This is a genomic window from Acinetobacter sp. B-6 (assembly GCF_056930735.1).
In genome coordinates, this window is sequence record NZ_JBXPBY010000008.1 from 43,015 (window position 1) to 61,817 (window position 18,803).

At 39.5% G+C, this 18,803-nt stretch carries 16 protein-coding genes; 6 read left to right on the forward strand and 10 right to left on the reverse strand.

Features of this window, described 5'->3' with window-relative positions:
- Positions 1–43 precede the first annotated feature (43 nt).
- Together AC1Z3T_RS11115 and recG are read right to left on the reverse strand one after the other, a co-directional pair.
- Complete coding sequence (locus AC1Z3T_RS11115) at positions 44–685, reverse strand: ComF family protein (protein WP_100884434.1); 642 nt, start codon at positions 683–685, stop codon at positions 44–46.
- A gap of 175 nt (positions 686–860) precedes the next feature.
- A complete protein-coding gene (gene recG / locus AC1Z3T_RS11120; RefSeq protein WP_100884435.1) occupies positions 861–2,906 on the reverse strand; it encodes an ATP-dependent DNA helicase RecG in 2,046 nt (681 codons plus the stop codon).
- Positions 2,907–2,952: 46 nt separating this feature from the next.
- Between recG and AC1Z3T_RS11125 the strand changes: the two genes are divergently transcribed.
- Entirely contained in the window at positions 2,953–3,729 is a 777-nt protein-coding gene (locus tag AC1Z3T_RS11125; RefSeq protein WP_100884436.1) for an NAD(P)H-binding protein, read from the forward strand.
- Positions 3,730–4,234: 505 nt separating this feature from the next.
- Here AC1Z3T_RS11125 and plsB read toward each other — a convergent pair.
- Positions 4,235–6,820: a glycerol-3-phosphate 1-O-acyltransferase PlsB gene (gene plsB, locus AC1Z3T_RS11130; RefSeq protein WP_100884437.1), complete on the reverse strand. Its 2,586-nt coding sequence runs from the start codon at positions 6,818–6,820 to the stop codon at positions 4,235–4,237.
- 290 nt (positions 6,821–7,110) lie between these two features.
- Between plsB and AC1Z3T_RS11135 the strand changes: the two genes are divergently transcribed.
- Together AC1Z3T_RS11135 and AC1Z3T_RS11140 are read left to right on the forward strand one after the other, a co-directional pair.
- Positions 7,111–7,986, forward strand: coding sequence for an acyl-CoA thioesterase (locus AC1Z3T_RS11135; protein WP_005034152.1), 876 nt, complete (start codon positions 7,111–7,113; stop codon positions 7,984–7,986).
- A 156-nt stretch (positions 7,987–8,142) separates the two neighbouring features.
- Positions 8,143–9,381 (forward strand): dicarboxylate/amino acid:cation symporter, encoded by a 1,239-nt coding sequence (locus AC1Z3T_RS11140; protein ID WP_010590770.1) that lies wholly within the window; start codon positions 8,143–8,145, stop codon positions 9,379–9,381.
- A 112-nt stretch (positions 9,382–9,493) separates the two neighbouring features.
- Here the strand turns inward: AC1Z3T_RS11140 and AC1Z3T_RS11145 are convergent, their stop codons facing one another.
- The 7 genes from AC1Z3T_RS11145 to AC1Z3T_RS11175 form a co-directional block, all read right to left on the reverse strand.
- Positions 9,494–10,441 carry a metal-dependent hydrolase gene (locus AC1Z3T_RS11145; protein ID WP_004825204.1) on the reverse strand — a complete coding sequence of 316 codons (948 nt, stop codon included), beginning with the start codon at positions 10,439–10,441 and terminating at the stop codon, positions 9,494–9,496.
- Positions 10,442–10,582: 141 nt separating this feature from the next.
- The gene (gene yihA, locus AC1Z3T_RS11150; protein ID WP_004825201.1) at positions 10,583–11,437 is read right to left on the reverse strand and encodes a ribosome biogenesis GTP-binding protein YihA/YsxC; all 855 of its coding nucleotides are present in this window, start codon (positions 11,435–11,437) and stop codon (positions 10,583–10,585) included.
- 155 nt (positions 11,438–11,592) lie between these two features.
- Entirely contained in the window at positions 11,593–12,033 is a 441-nt protein-coding gene (locus AC1Z3T_RS11155) for an RrF2 family transcriptional regulator (RefSeq protein WP_004825199.1), read from the reverse strand.
- Positions 12,034–12,106: 73 nt separating this feature from the next.
- On the reverse strand, positions 12,107–12,454 hold the full coding sequence (locus tag AC1Z3T_RS11160; protein ID WP_009586041.1) for a hypothetical protein: 348 nt from the start codon (positions 12,452–12,454) through the stop codon (positions 12,107–12,109).
- A 163-nt stretch (positions 12,455–12,617) separates the two neighbouring features.
- Positions 12,618–13,379 carry a globin domain-containing protein gene (locus tag AC1Z3T_RS11165; RefSeq protein ID WP_100884438.1) on the reverse strand — a complete coding sequence of 254 codons (762 nt, stop codon included), beginning with the start codon at positions 13,377–13,379 and terminating at the stop codon, positions 12,618–12,620.
- A 290-nt stretch (positions 13,380–13,669) separates the two neighbouring features.
- Positions 13,670–15,229, reverse strand: coding sequence for a helicase HerA-like domain-containing protein (locus tag AC1Z3T_RS11170; RefSeq protein ID WP_483396656.1), 1,560 nt, complete (start codon positions 15,227–15,229; stop codon positions 13,670–13,672).
- A 191-nt stretch (positions 15,230–15,420) separates the two neighbouring features.
- Positions 15,421–16,611 (reverse strand): PLP-dependent transferase, encoded by a 1,191-nt coding sequence (locus tag AC1Z3T_RS11175; protein WP_042086969.1) that lies wholly within the window; start codon positions 16,609–16,611, stop codon positions 15,421–15,423.
- A gap of 180 nt (positions 16,612–16,791) precedes the next feature.
- On the opposite strand from AC1Z3T_RS11175, the gene AC1Z3T_RS11180 reads away from it, so the two are divergent.
- The 3 genes from AC1Z3T_RS11180 (at position 16,792) to rplC (ending at position 18,801) form a co-directional block, all read left to right on the forward strand.
- The gene (locus tag AC1Z3T_RS11180) at positions 16,792–17,517 is read left to right on the forward strand and encodes a type 1 glutamine amidotransferase (RefSeq protein ID WP_004825194.1); all 726 of its coding nucleotides are present in this window, start codon (positions 16,792–16,794) and stop codon (positions 17,515–17,517) included.
- 274 nt (positions 17,518–17,791) lie between these two features.
- Complete coding sequence (gene rpsJ, locus AC1Z3T_RS11185) at positions 17,792–18,103, forward strand: 30S ribosomal protein S10 (protein WP_004725677.1); 312 nt, start codon at positions 17,792–17,794, stop codon at positions 18,101–18,103.
- Between the two features lie 59 nt (positions 18,104–18,162).
- Entirely contained in the window at positions 18,163–18,801 is a 639-nt protein-coding gene (gene rplC, locus AC1Z3T_RS11190) for a 50S ribosomal protein L3 (RefSeq protein WP_005034134.1), read from the forward strand.
- Positions 18,802–18,803: the final 2 nt, after the last annotated feature.

The following is an 18,803-nucleotide window of genomic DNA, read 5'->3' on the forward strand; positions in this document are numbered from 1 at the left end:
CAAATGAATTTAACAAGCATTATTCTTTAAATTATTGCAATGATCATTTCATAGATGGATGTGCTGCTGCAATACAAAGACTAGAAATCTGCTGACAGCCCAAACGTTGTAAAGCTTGGGTGAGGGCATGAATTGAACTTCCCGTTGTGACCACATCATCCACAATCAATACTTTTTTATATTTTCTCTTTTCGGATTGAATGGTTCGAAATTGATGCTCAATGTTTTCCAGTCGTTCAACTCGACTTAAGCCTTTTTGTGAATGTTGAGCTTGTCGAACCACGGGTTGCCAAACAGGAATTTTTAATTGTTTTGCCATAATTTTAGCCACAATCAACATTTGGTTATAACCCCGTTCTTTAAGGCGCTCGGTTGAAATGGGCATAGGAACAATCGCTTGAACTCTGGAAAATCTTAAGTTCAATAAACTATGTGCAAGCACGTTTTGATATTGTAATTGTTGCTCATATTTATACGTTTGAATGATGCGATCAATTGGGAAATCATAGTGATGTGCGCAAAGTATTTGTTGTTCATGTCGCTCTATGGATTGTTTGTACCAAGGGAGTTGATTCCAACAGTCTTGACATAAGGAGTGAGCTTGTTGTTGGTCAATGCCGCACAGTAAGCATGGAGAAATACATTGAATGCCTTTATGGAGCAGTTGATGGATAAATTGGAGCATATTTTCTAATCTTTATTTGATCAAGCTTCAGCGATGATCCATTCATATCAGCAATTTCAAATAAAAACTTTTCATTCGACGACATCCATGAAGACGATAAATCATCACGATTGTGAAAATTGTATTGCAAAATCCTAGTGTAGTCGAAATCCTAAATCATTCTATTTTCGTTATGTTAAACATAAGCATATCGCGGTGCTTCAGGGAGCCAACGTTTGAGTAATGCTTCTGCGCTTTCTGGAAAATCTTTAAGTACTTGGGCGGCCACATAATGCGCTTGATTGAGCAAATGGTCATCTCGTTCAAGTTTGGCAACCCTAAATCCCATATCTCCAGTCTGTTTTGTTCCCAGTAATTCTCCAGGACCTCTGATTTCTAAATCTTTTTCGGCAATGATGAATCCATCATTGGTTTCACGCATAATTCTTAACCGTTCTTGTCCATTTTGAGACAGTGGGTTTTTATAAAGCAGTGCACAGAAACTTGCTGTTGCACCACGTCCTACACGTCCACGTAATTGATGGAGTTGTGAAAGCCCAAGCCGTTCAGCATTTTCAATCACCATAATCGATGCATTGGGCACATCGACACCCACTTCAATCACTGTAGTGGCAATTAAAAGTTGTAATTCATTGTCTTTGAATTGCTGCATTACGGTTTGTTTGTCGTCAGCTTTCATTTTGCCATGCACTAAACCGATATTGAGGTTTGGAAAGCGTTGTTTAATTTCTTGATAAGTTGCTTCTGCTGCTTGTGCATCCAAGGTTTCAGATTGTTCAACCAGTGTACAGACCCAGTACGCCTGTTTACCCTCAGCACAATTGGTGGCAATTCTTGTTAATACTTCTTCACGTCGATCAAGTGGAATCGTGACGGTCTGAATCGGTGTTCGTCCTGGTGGAAGTTCATCAATGACAGAGGTATCTAAATCACCATAGGCAGACATTGCCAGTGTGCGAGGGATCGGGGTGGCTGTCATGACCAGTTGATGAGGAGTGGTGTTATCCACGCCCTTATTGCGTAGCGCCAGACGTTGATCTACACCAAAACGATGTTGCTCATCAATAATCACTAGACCAAGTTTAGAAAATTCAACATTGTCCTGAAATAAAGCATGGGTACCTACAATAACATTGGCTGTTCCATCCTTAATCGTCTGCTCAGCTGCTGTACGTGCTTTACCTTTTTGTTTGCCTGAGAGCCAAGAAACATTTAAGCCTAAAGGTTCAAACCACTTTTTAAAGTTTAAATAATGCTGTTCTGCTAGGATTTCAGTCGGTGCCATCAGTGCAACTTGCCAACCTTCTTCCAAAGCATGACAAGCAGCAACACCTGCAACCAATGTTTTACCTGCACCCACATCACCCTGTACAAGGCGTAACATCGGTTTATTTTGTTTCAGGTCTTTGGCGATTTCATTCGATACACGTTTTTGCGCATCGGTCATTTCAAAGGGCAAACTTGCCAACAGGGCTTTGGCAAATTTTTTGCTTGGCGAAAAAGATGGGGCCGCAATTTGTTGAATATATGCCCGTCGAGTGAGCAAACTAATTTGGTGTGCAACCAGTTCTTCAAAAATCAGACGTTGTTGAGCAGGATGAGCACCTTGCGCAAGCTGTAGCATGTTGGCATTCACGGGAGGGTGATGGATATATTCCAGTGCTTCTTTGAGCGCAAAACCATTGGTGAATTTTTCTGGCAATAATTCAGGAAGCTCATCTGCATGTTGATTCAGTGCCTGTTTGACATATTCACGTAATTTTGGCTGGGTTAAACCTTCTGTAGCGGGATAGATTGCCGTTAATTGTGTTTTAGGAAGCGGTGTATGTTCGGTAATCAGTTGTATTTCTGGGTGATAAAGTTCTAAGCCACGAGCACCTACTCGCACTTCACCAAATATTCTTAAGCGATTGCCTGCTTTCGCTCGATCAGTTAAAGCTTTATAAATATGGTAAAAGCGTAGCGTGACTTTGCCAAAGTCATCTTGTAATAAAATCGCCATGGATTTACGTTTACCAGGTGGCATGTCGATAGATTTAACAACACCTTCTAACAAGTAACTCCGACCTACCTGTAATTGGTTCATGGCAATAATCGTGCTACGATCCTCATAATCCCGTGGCAAATGAAACAGCAAGTCATCTGTTGTAAAAATATTCAGTTTTTCAAGTAAGGCAGCTGCAGCATTGCCAACCCCTTGTAATTGATGAACTGCTGCCATGTCCCCTCAGCTTAAGTTTGATTGATTTTGAAGAATAGGTCGTGTCATGCATATTCTATTTGTAGGTTATGGTAAAACATCACAACGTGTTGCTAAACAATTATTTCAGCAAGATCACCAAATTACCACAGTTAGCCGTAGCCCGAAAGCGGATGATTTTGCTCAGCACTTGATGCAGGATATTCATGCACTCGACTTGTCACATATTCAAGCTGTGGATGCGGTCTATGTCGCACTCGCACCTTCTCGAAATACTTCGCTCAATGCCCTAGACATGTATCAGCATACCTATGTAGATTCTGTGCAACCCATGGTCAAGGCACTGAGAAATCATCCAGTGAAACGTATCATCGTGGTGTCATCTACACGGGTGTATGGAGAAAATCAGGGTGAAGTAATCACCGATGATTCTGTAATTATTCCGAGTGATGAACAAGGTCATTTACTGCTAGAAATGGAACAATTGTGGAGACAGGCTTACCCTGTTGAATGTGTGATTGTTCGACCGACAGGAATTTATGGCATGTCTACAATGAGAATGGCAAAACTTGCAGAAACGACTCGAAGTTATCCAAATATTCATTGGTCAAATCGAATCCATATTGATGATCTTGCCAATTTCTTAGCGTATTTGCTTCACGTGGAACATCCTGAAAAATCATATATTTGTACAAATAATAAGCCGCAACCTTTGCATGAAAAAATTTTAAATCTTCAGCGCGAATTGAATTTATCCGAGTTGGCTTTAGAAAGTGATCGGGAGTCGGGAAAGAAAATTTTTGCGGAGAGGGTGTTGGCAAGTGGGTTTAAATTAATGCATTAAGATATAGTCAATCTGTTGAAAAATTCATACAGTAGAATATCATTTCTCTTGATCAATAAAATTAAAGCGATCAATATATTGTTTGATGATCTAAAGCTTGCACAGCCACGCTTTAGCTCTAAAGTTTAAATTGTTTTGCGTAGGCGATACTTTACTTTTCAGAGATGAAAAGTAACAAAAATCTTCCGTTGAGCGAGGGGTACATCCTAATACCCCCGCTCAACATGGCGACATCCATGTCGCCTCGTGATAGCAAGACTGTTTATGATTCAAAAGTACAAAATAAATGAATCATCCAAATCACTTGTATGAATAATCAGGCGGTTTGACTATAGCTATAAAGCCTAAGAATAAAGATGATCAGCAGGTGATGAATATAAATGTAACCCGAACAAAGAGAGATTCTTTGATAGAAATATTCACATTTTTATAATTTCCCATTTCCTAATCGGAGAGAAGTAGCTAATCATCCCCCTTCCCCCCAAAGGAAGAAGGGGGGTGATATTTATTTCTTCTTGCGTTTTAAACGCTTCTTGGCTTGTTGTGCGGCTAAAGCATCTAACGCCTCTTTTAGCTCCTCATCGGTAAACGAGGTAATGTGGTGAAGCATTTGTAAGGTCACATCATCCAGTACCAAATTGGCATATTGCGCAACATTTCTGAACTGCTCATCAAAAACGATTGCATGATCTTCGTTGGTTTTAATATAACCTTGTTCAATTAACACTTTCATAAAACTTTGGAATAAAGCTTTATCAAAGAATTCAGGCGAATTGAACTCATACAATACGGATAAACGTTGTCCAACCAAATGACTTAATTCTTCAACTTGGCGAATTGAGATATTTCCAGAGCCACGCTGAGTAATAAGCGCAAGCGTCATGTAATAACGTTCAAGACTTTGACGAACAGGTGCAGCTAAAACAGCAAGTTGATTGTGGTCTTCAGAGTTTGGCGCAGGGCTAAAGATAAAGCCTTCATTATCGACAAAAATTAAATTTGCTTGTGCCAAAGCATCGACATATTCAGTCACTTGAGCTTTGATTTCATGATCTTTCCATTTTAAAAACAATTCAGCTTTTAAGAATGGGTATAGTGTGCGAATCACATTGAGCAGATCGATCTGGCTGATTTTACCATTATGCTCGACCAAAGCAGCAATCAATGATGGAAGTACAAAGGCATGTAAAATATTATTGCGGAAGTAGGTCAGTAAAATAGCTTGATTATCTTCAATCGCAATAATATCACCCAGTACATGCTGAACCCGTTTAATCAATTTCAGTTTCATGCCATAAGCAATGATTTCTTTACCTGAAAGTGGTGTCACCTGAGTGCGTTGATCATAAGGAATTGCCGTCAATAACTTACGATAAGTATCCAGTTGTTTGATGCAGATTTCTTCATCCAAAGTGTGTTTTGGTGTCGCCAATAAAATAAGTGATAACAGCGAAACAGGATTGATCACTACAGCGCGGTTAATATTTTCTAAAATGGCATTGGCAGAACTGTTGACTGCATTGGATACTTCTTGAGGGATCGGTGCATCATTGTGTTCAATGCGGATTTGATCTGCACCATGCTGTTTCAATAAGTCGTCTAAAAACACAGGTTCGCCGAAGTTAACATGTACTTTACCAAAAATACGCTCAATTTTTTTCAGGGTTTGTACAATCCCCCAAATGGATTCAGCCTCTTTGGGTTTACCATTCATTTCACCCACATAGGTTGCGCCTTCCATCAAGCGTTCATATCCCACATAGGTTGGAATGAAAACAATCGGTTTGGCACGACCACGTAAGTGACCATGTACCGTCATTGCCAACATCCCAGTTTTAGGAGGTAATAAGCGTCCTGTGCGAGAGCGCCCACCTTCAATAAAGTATTCAAGTGGCGTATTACGAGAAAGAATGCTGAATAAATATTCTTTAAACACTGATGTATATAAAGCATTACCACGGAAAGAGCGACGAATAAAGAATGCACCACCACCACGAAGCAATTGCCCCACAAATGGCATATTCAGGTTATCACCAGCGGCAATATACGGCACCATCAAACCACGTTTATAAATCACATAAGACAACAGCAAGTAGTCAATATGACTGCGATGACATGGGGTATAAATCACTTCATAGTCTTTGACCAATTCACGTACTGTATTGAAGTTATGTACTTCAACACCATCGTAAAGTTGCGTCCATAGACGGGTTAATGCCATATCGGCAAAGCGTACAGCCGAAGCGGAATAATCCGATGCAATTTCGTTGACAAAACCGATGGCACGACGTTCAGCATCAATCATACTGATTTTAGAGCGAACACTTTCTTTGCGAATCGCATCTTGGACATCTGGTGCTTTGATCAAAGATTGCATCACATTACGGCGATCAGATAAATCTGGTCCAAGGATAACTTCTCGCTGGCGATCTAGAAAGTCATTGAGTTGATTGACAATATAGGTTGCTGGAGAAATGTTGGGATGATGGATTTTTGCATGTTCAACTAAGCCACGCAGTGATTGTGCTTCATGAAATTCTAAGAAGGACTGACGACCATGTAAGCCGATATTCATCAATTGTTTGACTTTACTTGGTGTCGCCCAAGTGTCGGTAAACAAAAGTTTAAACCAAGAATCTTCTTTATCAGGTGAACGTCCCCATAATACTGTCACAGGAATCAGCTCAATGTCTAAGTTCGAATCTTGATCCAGAGACTCAATCAATCTGAGTAAACGTGGCGGAAATGCATGCTCAGGAGGGTTAAAATAATTATTTTCATCCTGATGCTGTAAAAACAGAATCGCCGCTTTTTCACGGTTCGCACCAATCACTAGTGGATCAAGGGCTGGCGCAAGTTGTAAACGACGTGTTTCACCATCAACGACCAAAGCATTACTTCTAGAGTAATTCTGTAATACATAACACACTACTTTCTGAGGTGTTGATGTATTATTTTCAGGGCGATCTGTTGACTGGTCTAGCGTTGGAGTTTCTGTAGGAACCTCTCCAAGAACATGTGGGGTTACCACAAGGTCAAGTATTTTACTCGAAAGTCGACGATACATTTGACCAAAGCCACTCTTGGACATAAATACTCCTAGCCAATGGTGAATCACGCAATACAGCGTATAAAAATAAAAGTTTCTGTAATTGAAGCACAGAACAGGATGTCATTTTCTGACAAATTCACTATTTCTTGTCAGATTTTATCGTTAAAAATCGTATTTTAAACAATCCAGCTAGACAAGAGAAGTGACAGCATAGTTTATGAAAGTTTAGTTTATCACTCTGGATTTATGGCAAAATAGAGTTAAATCTCTAAAATATGAATACTTTATTCTATCCATTTGAATAAAGTCAGTATATAGATAGGTCACTTATGAATGCTTTAACCCAAGAGCTTGTAGAGCTTTTAACGCTAGAAAAACTTGAAGAACATATTTTCCGTGGTCAAAGCCGAAACTTAGTGGGCAAACGTGTTTTTGGTGGACAGGTTTTAGGGCAAGCGCTACGAGCAGCATCATATACTGCGGACCGTCCTGTACATTCATTGCATGCCTACTTCTTATATGGTGGGGATATTAATGCCCCGATTATTTATGAAGTGGATCGTTTGCGTGATGGTAAAAGCTTTTTAAGTCGTCAAGTGCGTGCCATTCAACATGGGCGTACTATTTTTTCAGCAATGGTTTCATTTGCAACACCTGAAGAGGGGTTGAATTATCAAATTGCTGAACCTGAATATCCAGATCCAGAATCATTAAAATCTGAACAGGAATTAAAAGAAAATTTAATCAGTTTTATTCCTGAAAACATTCGTGCTGCATTTATGCGTCCACGTCAGGTAGAAATTCGTCCGATTAACGTAACCAATCCTTTTCAACCGCAGCCAGAAGCGCCATCCTATGCGCATTATTTGCGTACACATGAGCCATTAGCCGCGGAATTGGTAGATGATATTTCATTAAATCAGGCGATTGTTGCCTTCTATTCAGATTATACCTTGATGATGACTGCATTGCGTCCACACGGTTTAAACTATCTCTCGCCAAGTTTGCAGTGTGCGAGTATTGATCATGCGATCTACTTTCATAAGCCTGTCAAAGCAGATGATTGGATGCTGTATGACATGGATGCAACGGTCAGTGCAAATTCACGCGGTCTAAACTTTGGGCGGATGTGGCAAAATGGTGAATTGGTGTGTAGTACTGTTCAGGAAGGTCTGATGCGTGTACGTGAAATCGAAACACAATAAACCAATAAACCATTCAGGATTAAACCATAAAGAATTAAGCCATCACCATTGATGGCTTTTCTATTTTTTAGCAGAGCTTGTGACAAAAAAATGCTCGATTCTAAATAACTTCAATGGCATAGTTTAAAATGTGAAAATATATAACAGTCAATGACGATGAGCTTAAATACCCAAATTTTAATTGCCGCCATTCTTGGTGTGGCATTTGGATTTCTGTTAAACCAATTCCCTGATACTCAGTTTTTAGACGGCAGTATTTATACTTTGAGTATCGCCAGCAGTATTTTTATTGGTTTACTCAAAATGCTGTTGGTACCGCTAATTTTCAGTTCAATTTTAGTTGGGGTTTCTAATTTAGAAGCAGGTAGCCAGTTAAGCCGTGTCTGGAAAATTACCTTAGCTTGCTGTGTAACTACAACCACTTTGGCACTGATTCTTGGTTTGGCCTCCACTCACTTTTTCCATGTCGGGCAGGGTGTGGATATTGACTTGTTTAAAGATGCTATGAGTCAGCATAAAAGCCCTGATTCATTAACGCCTAGTTCATTTCTGACCAATTTTATTCAAAATACCTTAATTAACCCTTTTAAAGCTTTTAGCGATGGCAATGTTTTGGCGGTTGTGCTGTTTGCATTGTTATTGGGTTTAGCATTGGTGCAGGGCGGAGAACGTTTTAATTCAATCAAACAACTGGCACGTCAATTTTTTGACATTATGATGATGTTGGTTGGTTGGGTAATGAAAGTTGCGCCAATTGGTATTTTTGCCTTAATGGCAAAGCTGATTGCAACAGAAGACATCTCTATTTTGAGCCGTCTTGCTGAGTTTGCGATTGTGGTTACTGGGACAACCATATTTCATGGCGTGGTGGTTCTACCGCTGTTGTTATGGATTTTTGGGAAAATGGATCCCATCACTTTTTTCAAAGGAACGCGTGCGGCATTAATCACGGCTTTTGCGACCAGTTCAAGTTCAGCAACAATGCCTTTAAGTCTGAAATGTACCCAAGAAAATTTAGGGGTACGTCCACAAATTGCAGGTTTTGTCGTTCCATTCGGTTCGCAGTTAAACATGGATGGGACCGCACTTTATGAAGCAGCAGCAGCATTATTTATTGCAAACCTCATGGGATTGGAGTTATCGATTACCCAACAAATTATTGTGTGTTTGACAGCGATGATTGCATCATTAGGTGCCCCAGGAATCCCAAGCGCAGGTATGGTCACCATGATTATGGTCTTACAGTCTGTGGGCTTGCCTGCTGAGGCGATTGCGATTTTATTACCAATTGATCGAATTCTCGATACGGTGCGTACTGTAGTGAATGTGCAAGGGGATATGATGATCAGTGTTGTGGTTGATCGACATACTCGAGATATGGAAAGTTCATCTTAGTACAGGGTGTAGACAGAAGCGTAATGCACTTATTTTAAAGTGTTAAGTATAAAAAAGCAGGACTTTAAATCCTGCTTTTTTGATTTCAGTACTATTTAGGCTTGAGCAGTCCCTATGCTGCAACTCTAGGCAAAGCGCGTTTTGCAGCAGGCGATTGATCTAAATACGCAATTGCATCTTCAGTTTTGGCTTCATGTACAGGGTCGTACCATGGCATTAAGTAGCCCAACTGCTGTGAAACCAACCAAAGAGGGTGTGGCATTAAACGATTGTCAGATTGTGCAATACTTGCCCATTCACGCCAAATCCAAGGTTTATAGAATGCTGGCTTTTTGTCTGCAAAACGTGGGTCTTGTCCCATGATATGTGCAGCACCATCTACCCATAAACCTAATACGGCAGCAATCACGATCACACTTTGATAATAACGTGAAATATAACCACCACCTAAGTGACGATATAGATCAAATGCAACTGTGCGATGTTCAATCTCTTCTGCACCATGCCATTTGACCAAATCGAGCATGTTTGGATCTGCGCCTAATTCAGCCCACTTTTTATTATAAAGTGCATATTTACCCAATACACAGGTCATATGTTCAACAGTTGCCACAATACCTAAACGGAACAAATCCCATTGATGATCAAGAACTTTAGGAACTTTGAAACCAAGAGGTTGATCTGCCAGTAACTTTCCAAACAAGAAATCCATAATTTCAAGATTTCTTTGAATATCAATATGGCGAACGGTTAAGTATTCTTTATTTGCTGACACATGTGCTTGTGCATGCATGGCTTCTTGGCGGATAAAAGCACGAACATCTTCTGCAAGTTTTTCATCTGTGACTTTGGGTAAAACGCGGTTGTATAAACGGCAAAACCAAAACTCACCCGCAGGAAGAATATTGTTGATCTCATTGATAAAGTAGCTGACAAAAGGCTGATTTGGAATCCAATCGACTGGTGTGTCTTGCCATTCAAACTTCACTTTACGTGGTTTGATGTGGTACTGAATAGACGATCCAATCCGACTGTTTTTAAATTTAGCGAGTAACTTCATCACAGTGTCCTAATTTTTCTTTGGTGATTTCACACTTTATTTATTCAAGTATAAAAAAATGTCCTAAATAGTTATTAGCAATTTAGGACATTGAAGTATCAATATGTGATGAATTTTGTCAGACAAGACGATTTTTAGTTGTTACTCTGGTTTTTCATTTATATTTCCATCAATATTTTCAACATCAAGGTCTGCTTCAGCATCTTGATCGATAAACTCATCTTCGATGTCGTCAGCACTGAGTTCTGGAATCGCATCGAGATCAAAGCCTAAAGTTTTATCTAAGGTGTAATTTAGACGACCTGCCATCACAGAAGCGAGTTCTTCTAAACCTTGTTTATTCAGTGATGAGAACAGTTGAATCGAAAAGTTCAGCTTCATCTTTTTCAGTTGTTGCTGTACTTCTAACAAGGCTTTATTGGCAGGACCACGATTCAGCTTATCTGCTTTAGTGAGTAGAACGTGTACAAACAAATGACGAGAATATGCCCATTCCAACATCATGACATCAAAATGTTGCAGAGGATGGCGAATATCCATCAATAAAACTAAGCCTTGTAAACTTTTCCGATGAATCAAATAATTTTCAAGTTCTTTTTGCCAAACGATTTTCATTGCTTCAGGGACAGCGGCATAACCATAACCCGGTAAGTCGACTAAACGTTGGTCTGGATTTCCCAAGCTAAAGAAGTTAATCATTTGGGTACGACCAGGTTTCTTAGATGCGCGTGCCAATTGTTTTTGATTGGTTAGTGCATTGATGGCGCTGGATTTCCCAGCATTTGAGCGACCCGCAAAGGCGATTTCATAGCCTGTATCTTCTACACAAAGATTTAGTTTTGGCGCACTCATCAAGAATTCAGCTTTACGTAACCAGTTTAAAGATGAGGTTGAATATTCCGAAATCGCAGGATCAGCCTTTTTTTCATAACTGATTTTCTGTTTAGGGGCATGTGATGCCTTACTATTTTTAGACTTTCCACTGCTGCGATGCATACTTCAACTTCAATAAATGGATAAACAAGGGACATTATAAAGGAAGTCGAAGATTCAAGCGAATTTTGACACAGATAATTCAAACGGGATTGAGGCGCTTATTTAAATGAAGACATTAAAATAATTTTAAAACAGTTCAATTGAGATCCAAATGCTTAAACATTCAAGTTTGGAATAGGAGAGTTAACAATGGTAGTTTGTGGTGGGGCATTTAAAACATCGGCAACCGTATATTGGTCTAAACTCTGATAAAACTGTTCAACTGCCTGATCTAGAATACCTTTTAAACCGCAACGAGGGCGAAGGACGCATGGTGGGGTATTACATTCTACGATTTGTGCATCACCTTGCAGGATGCGCACGATATGCCCTAATCGAAACTCAAGAATTACAGGGTTTAAGCGTAAACCTCCACCTTTACCACGCGTGGTAATTAACCAGTCCTGTTTTCCCATAAAATGCACAATTTTAACCAAATGATTCTGTGAAACATTCAAGTCTTGTGCAATTTCGGCAATCGTATAAGGTGTATCTCTTGGAAGAGAGATGTACATCAAAATACGTAAGGCATAGTCGGTAAATTTATTAAGTTGCATAGATTTAAATTAATTGGACATGAACAGATTGCATGTTTATCTTAGCGTGAATAGACAATGAAAGATATGTTGTCTACAAATTGGCATATTCGAGGATCTCTTGTCCCATGAGTATGCAATCACTTTGGCTATAATACTCAAAGCGCATACGATACTGACCTTTATATATGTAGCCCCAGACTTCTAATACATCGAATCTTTGCTTTTTATTACGTGGGTTGACGATAGATGGAAGCGCTTTGACCTCTGGTTGAATTTCAATACGATCATCTGGACCAAAATGAAACTCTAAAAGTTTGGCGGCTTGTTTGATTGCTTGATCTTTACATTGCGTAGAAGATTTTATTTCAGTTGCATGGCTAGCCACTGAAAAAGATAACAAACTAATGCTTAGACTGAGAATCAATATGATACGTTGCATGATCTGAACTCTGCTTCATCAATATAAGTATCAGTGTATAAATATTGATTTAAAAGTTAAAGCGCAAAAAGATCAACGATAGTGTAGAGATTTTGAGCTATTCAAAGCATCGTAATGTATGGATTAATCAGGCACCATACATTACGGAGAATATCATTGAGTATTATTTTACCTGTGGTGCAGTCAATTTGACTTGATCACCCACTTGATAGTGATTCAATAATATATTGGATACCGAATATTCAGTGTGATTTTCTTCAGGCTTTACAGCAAATTGATAAGTGTTTTCAGTCGCCTGAAGGACAGTGTATTGATGTGGTTGCTCAATATCTTTTTGCGGTACTTTTACTTTCACTGAAATGAATTCGCCTCCATGAATCTGGGCAACTGTCTGTTGATCTACTGCTTCTACTGTAAAGGTTTTACCGTTTTCAGATACTTCAATCGCGATAATTTTAAAAGCTCTCCAACCTGCCCAACCGCCATTTTGAGCAACCAGGTTTTCATATTTTTGCTTTTCAACACCAATCAAAATATCTGCCAATTGTAGATAAGCCACTTTCCATGCAGCAATCAATTCAGAGTCCATCGGCACATCTAAAACTTCACTAATAGAATGCAGTAGATTTTCACCGACAATTGAATACTGGTCGGGTTGAATATCTAAGCTAACATGCTTGGTCGCAATATGCTGAACTGCTTTTGCTAAAACAGCAGGATTTTCAATATTCTCAGCATAAGCCAAAACTGCTGCTGCAAGTGCACGAGGTTGGCGACCTGAGTTTTGACTATCTAAGTTGAAAATATTGTTCAGCTCAGGATTATTACCCAACATTCTTTTATAAAAATAGCTGGTTAATGCAACACCATTTTCACGAAGTACAGGGACTGTAGATTTTACAAGTTCAATATGCTGTGGAGTCATTGGCTAGACCTTTTTTATCTGGCTTTATAAGATGTATTTAAAATACATTTTATTAAAAATATTTGCAATACATCTATTTGAAAAAGACATAAAATAATTATGGTTTATTTTAAGATTAAGCCTTATTGCTTGAAATAAATGAATTTATTTTTAGATTTTCATGAAAGTTCTCATATAAGTTCGGAGCAAATGATAAGAAAAAAGCAAATATCAAAATAAGTAATATATGTGGTTAAAGCATGGGAAATAAAAAGGAGCGTTAACGCTCCTCATAGATGTGTTTAAAAGAATTAACGTCCACCAAATAACGAACCTAATAAGCCACGTACCAGTTTTTGTCCTGTTGGACCGCCAAGTGTTCTGGCTGCACTCTTGGCAAAAGTACCAATGACATCCTGCGTCAGTTTGGCACGAGCAGCAGCGGCTTTGGCTTCCTCTTTTTGTAAACGTTCTTGCTCTTTGGCTTGTTGTTTGTCTAGGACTTGTTGCTGTTTTGCGAGTTCTTCCAATTGTTTGGCTTGTTGTGCAGCAGCTTCAAAGGCAACTTGTTGCTGTGTGTTGTCGGTCACTTTACGTTGAAGCATTTCATAGGCACTGTCACGATCCACTTCATTATCATAAACACCCGCCACAATACTTTGTGCCATCAGAGCTTTACGTTCTTCAGGGGGGATTGGGCTAAAAGAGGAGTAGGGTGGCATAACCATACCACGCTCTACAATTTGGGGGGTGCCTTGCTCATCCAGAAAACTAATCAATGCCTCACCAACTGCTAATTCTGTAATGGCTTGATCAACTTTGAATTCAGGATTGGTGCGGAAAGTATCTGCAGCTGTTTTTACTGCTTTTTGATCCTTGGGGGTGAATGCACGTAAGGCATGTTGTACCCGATTTCCCAATTGCCCTAATACATTTTCAGGAATATCTAGTGGGCTTTGAGTGATGAAATAAATACCCACGCCTTTGGAACGAATCAGACGAACCACTTGTTGGATTTTTTCTTGCAATGTTGGACTGGCATTATTGAACAATAAATGAGCTTCATCGAAAAAGAATACCAATTTAGGTTTGTCTAAATCACCGACTTCAGGCAATTTCTCAAATAACTCTGAAAGCATCCACAGCAAAAAGGTTGCATAAAGCTTTGGCGTATTCATCAACTTATCCGCAGCCAATAGGTTGATGTAGCCATGCCCATTTGAATCAGTTTGAATAAAATCCATAATGTCTAGGCTTGGTTCACCAAAAAAACGCTGTCCGCCTTGATCTCCTAAAGCCAATAAATTACGTTGGATTGCACCTAAGCTGGCAGGAGAGAGATTGCCATATTCAGCTTTTAAGTCAGCAGCATTTTCGCTGACATAAGTCAACATGGCTTTTAAATCTTTAAAATCAATCAATAATAAACCTTGATCGTCTGCAACACGGAACACAGCTGAAAGCACACCTTCTTGGGTATCATTTAAATTCAACATTTGTGCCAACAATAAGGGACCAATTTCTGAAATGGTGGTGCGAATTGGATGTCCTTGTTCACCAAATAAATCCCAAAAAATGGTTGGTGATGCGGCAAAAGGGATACTGTCTATACCTAAGCTTTTAATGCGTTCATCGAATTTAGGATTGCTTGAGCCAGCTTTGGCAATACTTGATACATCACCTTTGGCATCTGCCAAAAATACAGGTACACCAATTCTGGAAAAACTTTCAGCGAGCACTTTTAGGGTTACGGTTTTACCAGTACCTGTCGCACCTGCAATGAGTCCGTGACGATTGGCAAATTGTGAGTGTAGAACAGTATCTTGAGTGGAATCTGAGGTCTTTTTTGCAATGACGATTGGTGTGCCCATTGTTATTCCTATAGCTTTGATCTAAGTTCGAATCTTATTCATTTGACTCGGTATTTATATGCTTATTGTTATACAAAATTGCATAAAATGATGATGTTGTAAATCTGTGTTCAATGATAAAAAGTTTTCACGTATCAAAAGCGATACGTGAAGTTATTAAAGCGCTATATTAAAAAAATATCAGATATAAATTAAATTGAAATCGCTTGAAGAGCTGTTTGAATATCATGGATTAAATCTTCTGGATCCTCTAATCCAATACAAAAACGCACCAAGATTCCTTGTTGTAAATGTGGATGTGCTAACTGGCGCATCTGGTCAAGTTGATACAACATCACAAGGCTTACTGGACCGCCCCAGCTAAATCCGAGCTTAAATAGTTGAAGCTGATCGCAAAATTTACGAACTGCCGCGAGATCGAATTCGGATTTGAAGATCACGCTGACGAGTCCTGCACTTTGCTGAGTTTCACAAGTTTCTTTCCAATAAGCATGACTCACATTGTCTGGGTCCGCTGGATGTAAAACCTGTGCAAAGACCGCTTGTTGTTTTAACCAGTTTAAGAGTTTTAAGGTACTTTGAGATTGATGCTGATAACGCAATTGCATTGACGCTAGACTACGTTGTACTTGGGCAGCATCATCACCTGATATGGAGATTCCTTGTATTGCATGCATACGATACAACTGATGATGTAAAGCCCGATCTTGTGTAACCACAGAACCCATCAAAATATCGCCCCCACCACTAGGGTATTTGGTGAGTGCATGTATGCTGATATCAACGGCTAAATGTTCTTGGCTAAAATCAAAAGCATTAAATGCCAGTCCTGCGCCCCAAGTATTATCCAAAGCGACCAGTATATTTTTGGCTTTTGCTTTTTTCACTAAATTAATCAAATCTGGGAATTCAAGCGTGACTGAACCTGCGGCTTCGAGCCAGATTAATTTTGCTTGTTCAGACGGTTGAAATGAGTCAGCACAAATAGGGTCATAAACTTTGACGATGATCCCATAGCGTTGTTCAAGATTGCGCAAATGTTCCATATTTGGACCATAGATATTGTCTGCAACCCAAACTTCATCACCATGGCTTAAAAAACATGAGTTCACAAGGTTGATGGCTGATAACCCACTTGGAGTAAGCAAGCAATATTGACCACCTTCTATTTTTGCAATGTTGTCACCCAGCGTGAAAGTTGTTGGAGTGCCGTGGGTACCATAACTATAGTCATAATCATCAGTCCAATGGCGATTAAATAGTGCATCGGTATTTTCGAATATGATTGTCGATGCACGAAATAAGGGAGGTTGAACTGTATGGATGTACTGTGGCGCTTGTCTTGGAGAATGAATTAAAGCTGTTTGTGGTTTTAGTTTCACAAGAATACTCAAATTTTGTAAATATCAGGACTAAAATAAGGAAAACATAATCACTCGGTGACGAAAAGCAATAATTTGTGAAAAATAATAAATAAAACTGATATTGGCTTCATTTTTGCATTTGTTGAACTGTGTTTTTTGATTTGTAGCGTAGTCGATACAACAAGAATAGGTGATAACATGAAAAAACTTAAAGTGCATTATTTTCAACATATTGCAGGTGAAGGCTTTGGTAGTTGCTATGAATATTTAAAGGCAATGGGTGCCGAAATTACTGCAACAGAGTTTTTTGCTTTACCGACAGATTCAGCATTAGATATAGATGCATTACCTCATGTCAATGATGTGGATTTGCTCATTATTATGGGTGGGGAAATGAGTGTAAATGATGAAGCAAACTTTCCTTGGTTAAAAGTGGAAAAACGCTGGATTAGACGTTATTTGGCATCTGAGAAACCGGCAATTGGCTTGTGCTTGGGTGGGCAGTTAATTGCTAATGCACTTGGTGCAAATGTGCGCCGTAATAATGTGCAAGAGTTAGGCTGGACTTTTGTCAACAAAAGTGATCATGTGCCAGCAGAATACTTTCAACTTCCTGAGCAAATCAGTGTCATGCAGTGGCATAGTGAGACTTTTGATATTCCTAAAGGTGCGATTCGTTTGGCAGAAAATCAAGCATGTCCAAATCAACTCTATCAAATTGGTAAAAATGTTTTGGGTTTCCAGTTTCATCCAGAAATTACACCGCATAGCTTAAACATATTTATCGAGCATGAAGAGGAAGGAATGGTATTTAGCGATATACATAATCAGTCACTCTCCAATTTGAAAAAAACGCCAAACGCAGATTATGTCATTGGAAACCAGTTGCTGAATCATGCAATTGACTATGTTTTAAGGGTTTAAACCTTTGTTTAAATCTTAAACATTTTATTTCTTTACCAATATTGGAATACTGCGAAAAAAATCTAAATTTATTTGCTTAAGCGTTAAACAATCGTTATAATGGGCGACCCTTCGATATGAAGGGATGAATGGCGAAGAAAGTCATTCAGATCGTTACAGTCGTGGCATCGATCACGACCTTAGTGATTTTCACTGCCTTTGACACTTGCCTTATTTAGTGGGGTGAGATGCGTCAAGGGTGATTCTTTATATATTTGGCTTGGAGTTAACTGGTATGTCTAACCAGAGAATTCGTATCCGTCTTAAGTCTTTTGATCATCGTTTAATTGATCAATCTTCTCAAGAGATCGTAGAAACAGCAAAACGTACTGGCGCACAAGTTTGTGGTCCAATTCCGATGCCTACTCGCATCGAACGTTTTAACGTTTTGACATCACCACACGTGAACAAAGATGCGCGTGACCAATATGAAATCCGCACATATAAACGTTTGATCGACATCGTTCAACCTACAGACAAAACTGTAGATGCATTGATGAAGTTGGATCTTGCAGCTGGTGTTGATGTTCAGATCGCATTGGGTTAAGGCTTTCGGTTAATTAACGCTCTAAGTTAATTAAGCCGCTTTTTTAGAGGTTTATGCACATGGCTATTGGTTTAGTCGGTCGCAAGTGCGGTATGACACGTATCTTTACAGATGCTGGTGTTTCTGTGCCTGTAACAGTGATTGAGGTTGATCCTAACCGTATCACTCAAATCAAAACGCTTGAAACTGATGGTTATCAAGCGATTCAAATCACTACTGGTGAACGTCGCGAATCTCGCGTAACTAACGCTCAAAAAGGTCACTTTGCGAAAGCTGGTGTTGCTGCTGGTCGTTTGGTTAAAGAATTCCGCGTTGCAGAAGCTGATCTTGAAGGTCGTGAAGTTGGTGGAACTATCGGTGTTGATTTGTTCACAGTAGGTCAAGTTGTTGATGTTACTGGTCAATCAAAAGGTAAAGGTTTCCAAGGTGGTGTTAAGCGTTGGAACTTCCGTACGCAAGATGCTACACATGGTAACTCTGTATCTCACCGTGTAATCGGTTCTACAGGTCAAAACCAGACTCCTGGTCGCGTGTTCAAAGGTAAAAAAATGCCTGGTCACTTAGGTGATGATCGCGTAACTGTACAAGGTCTTGAGATTGTATCTATTGACGCAGAACGTTCAGTTCTTGTTGTTAAAGGTGCGGTTCCTGGTGCTACTGGTGGCGACGTTATCGTTCGTCCTACGATCAAGGCCTGAGG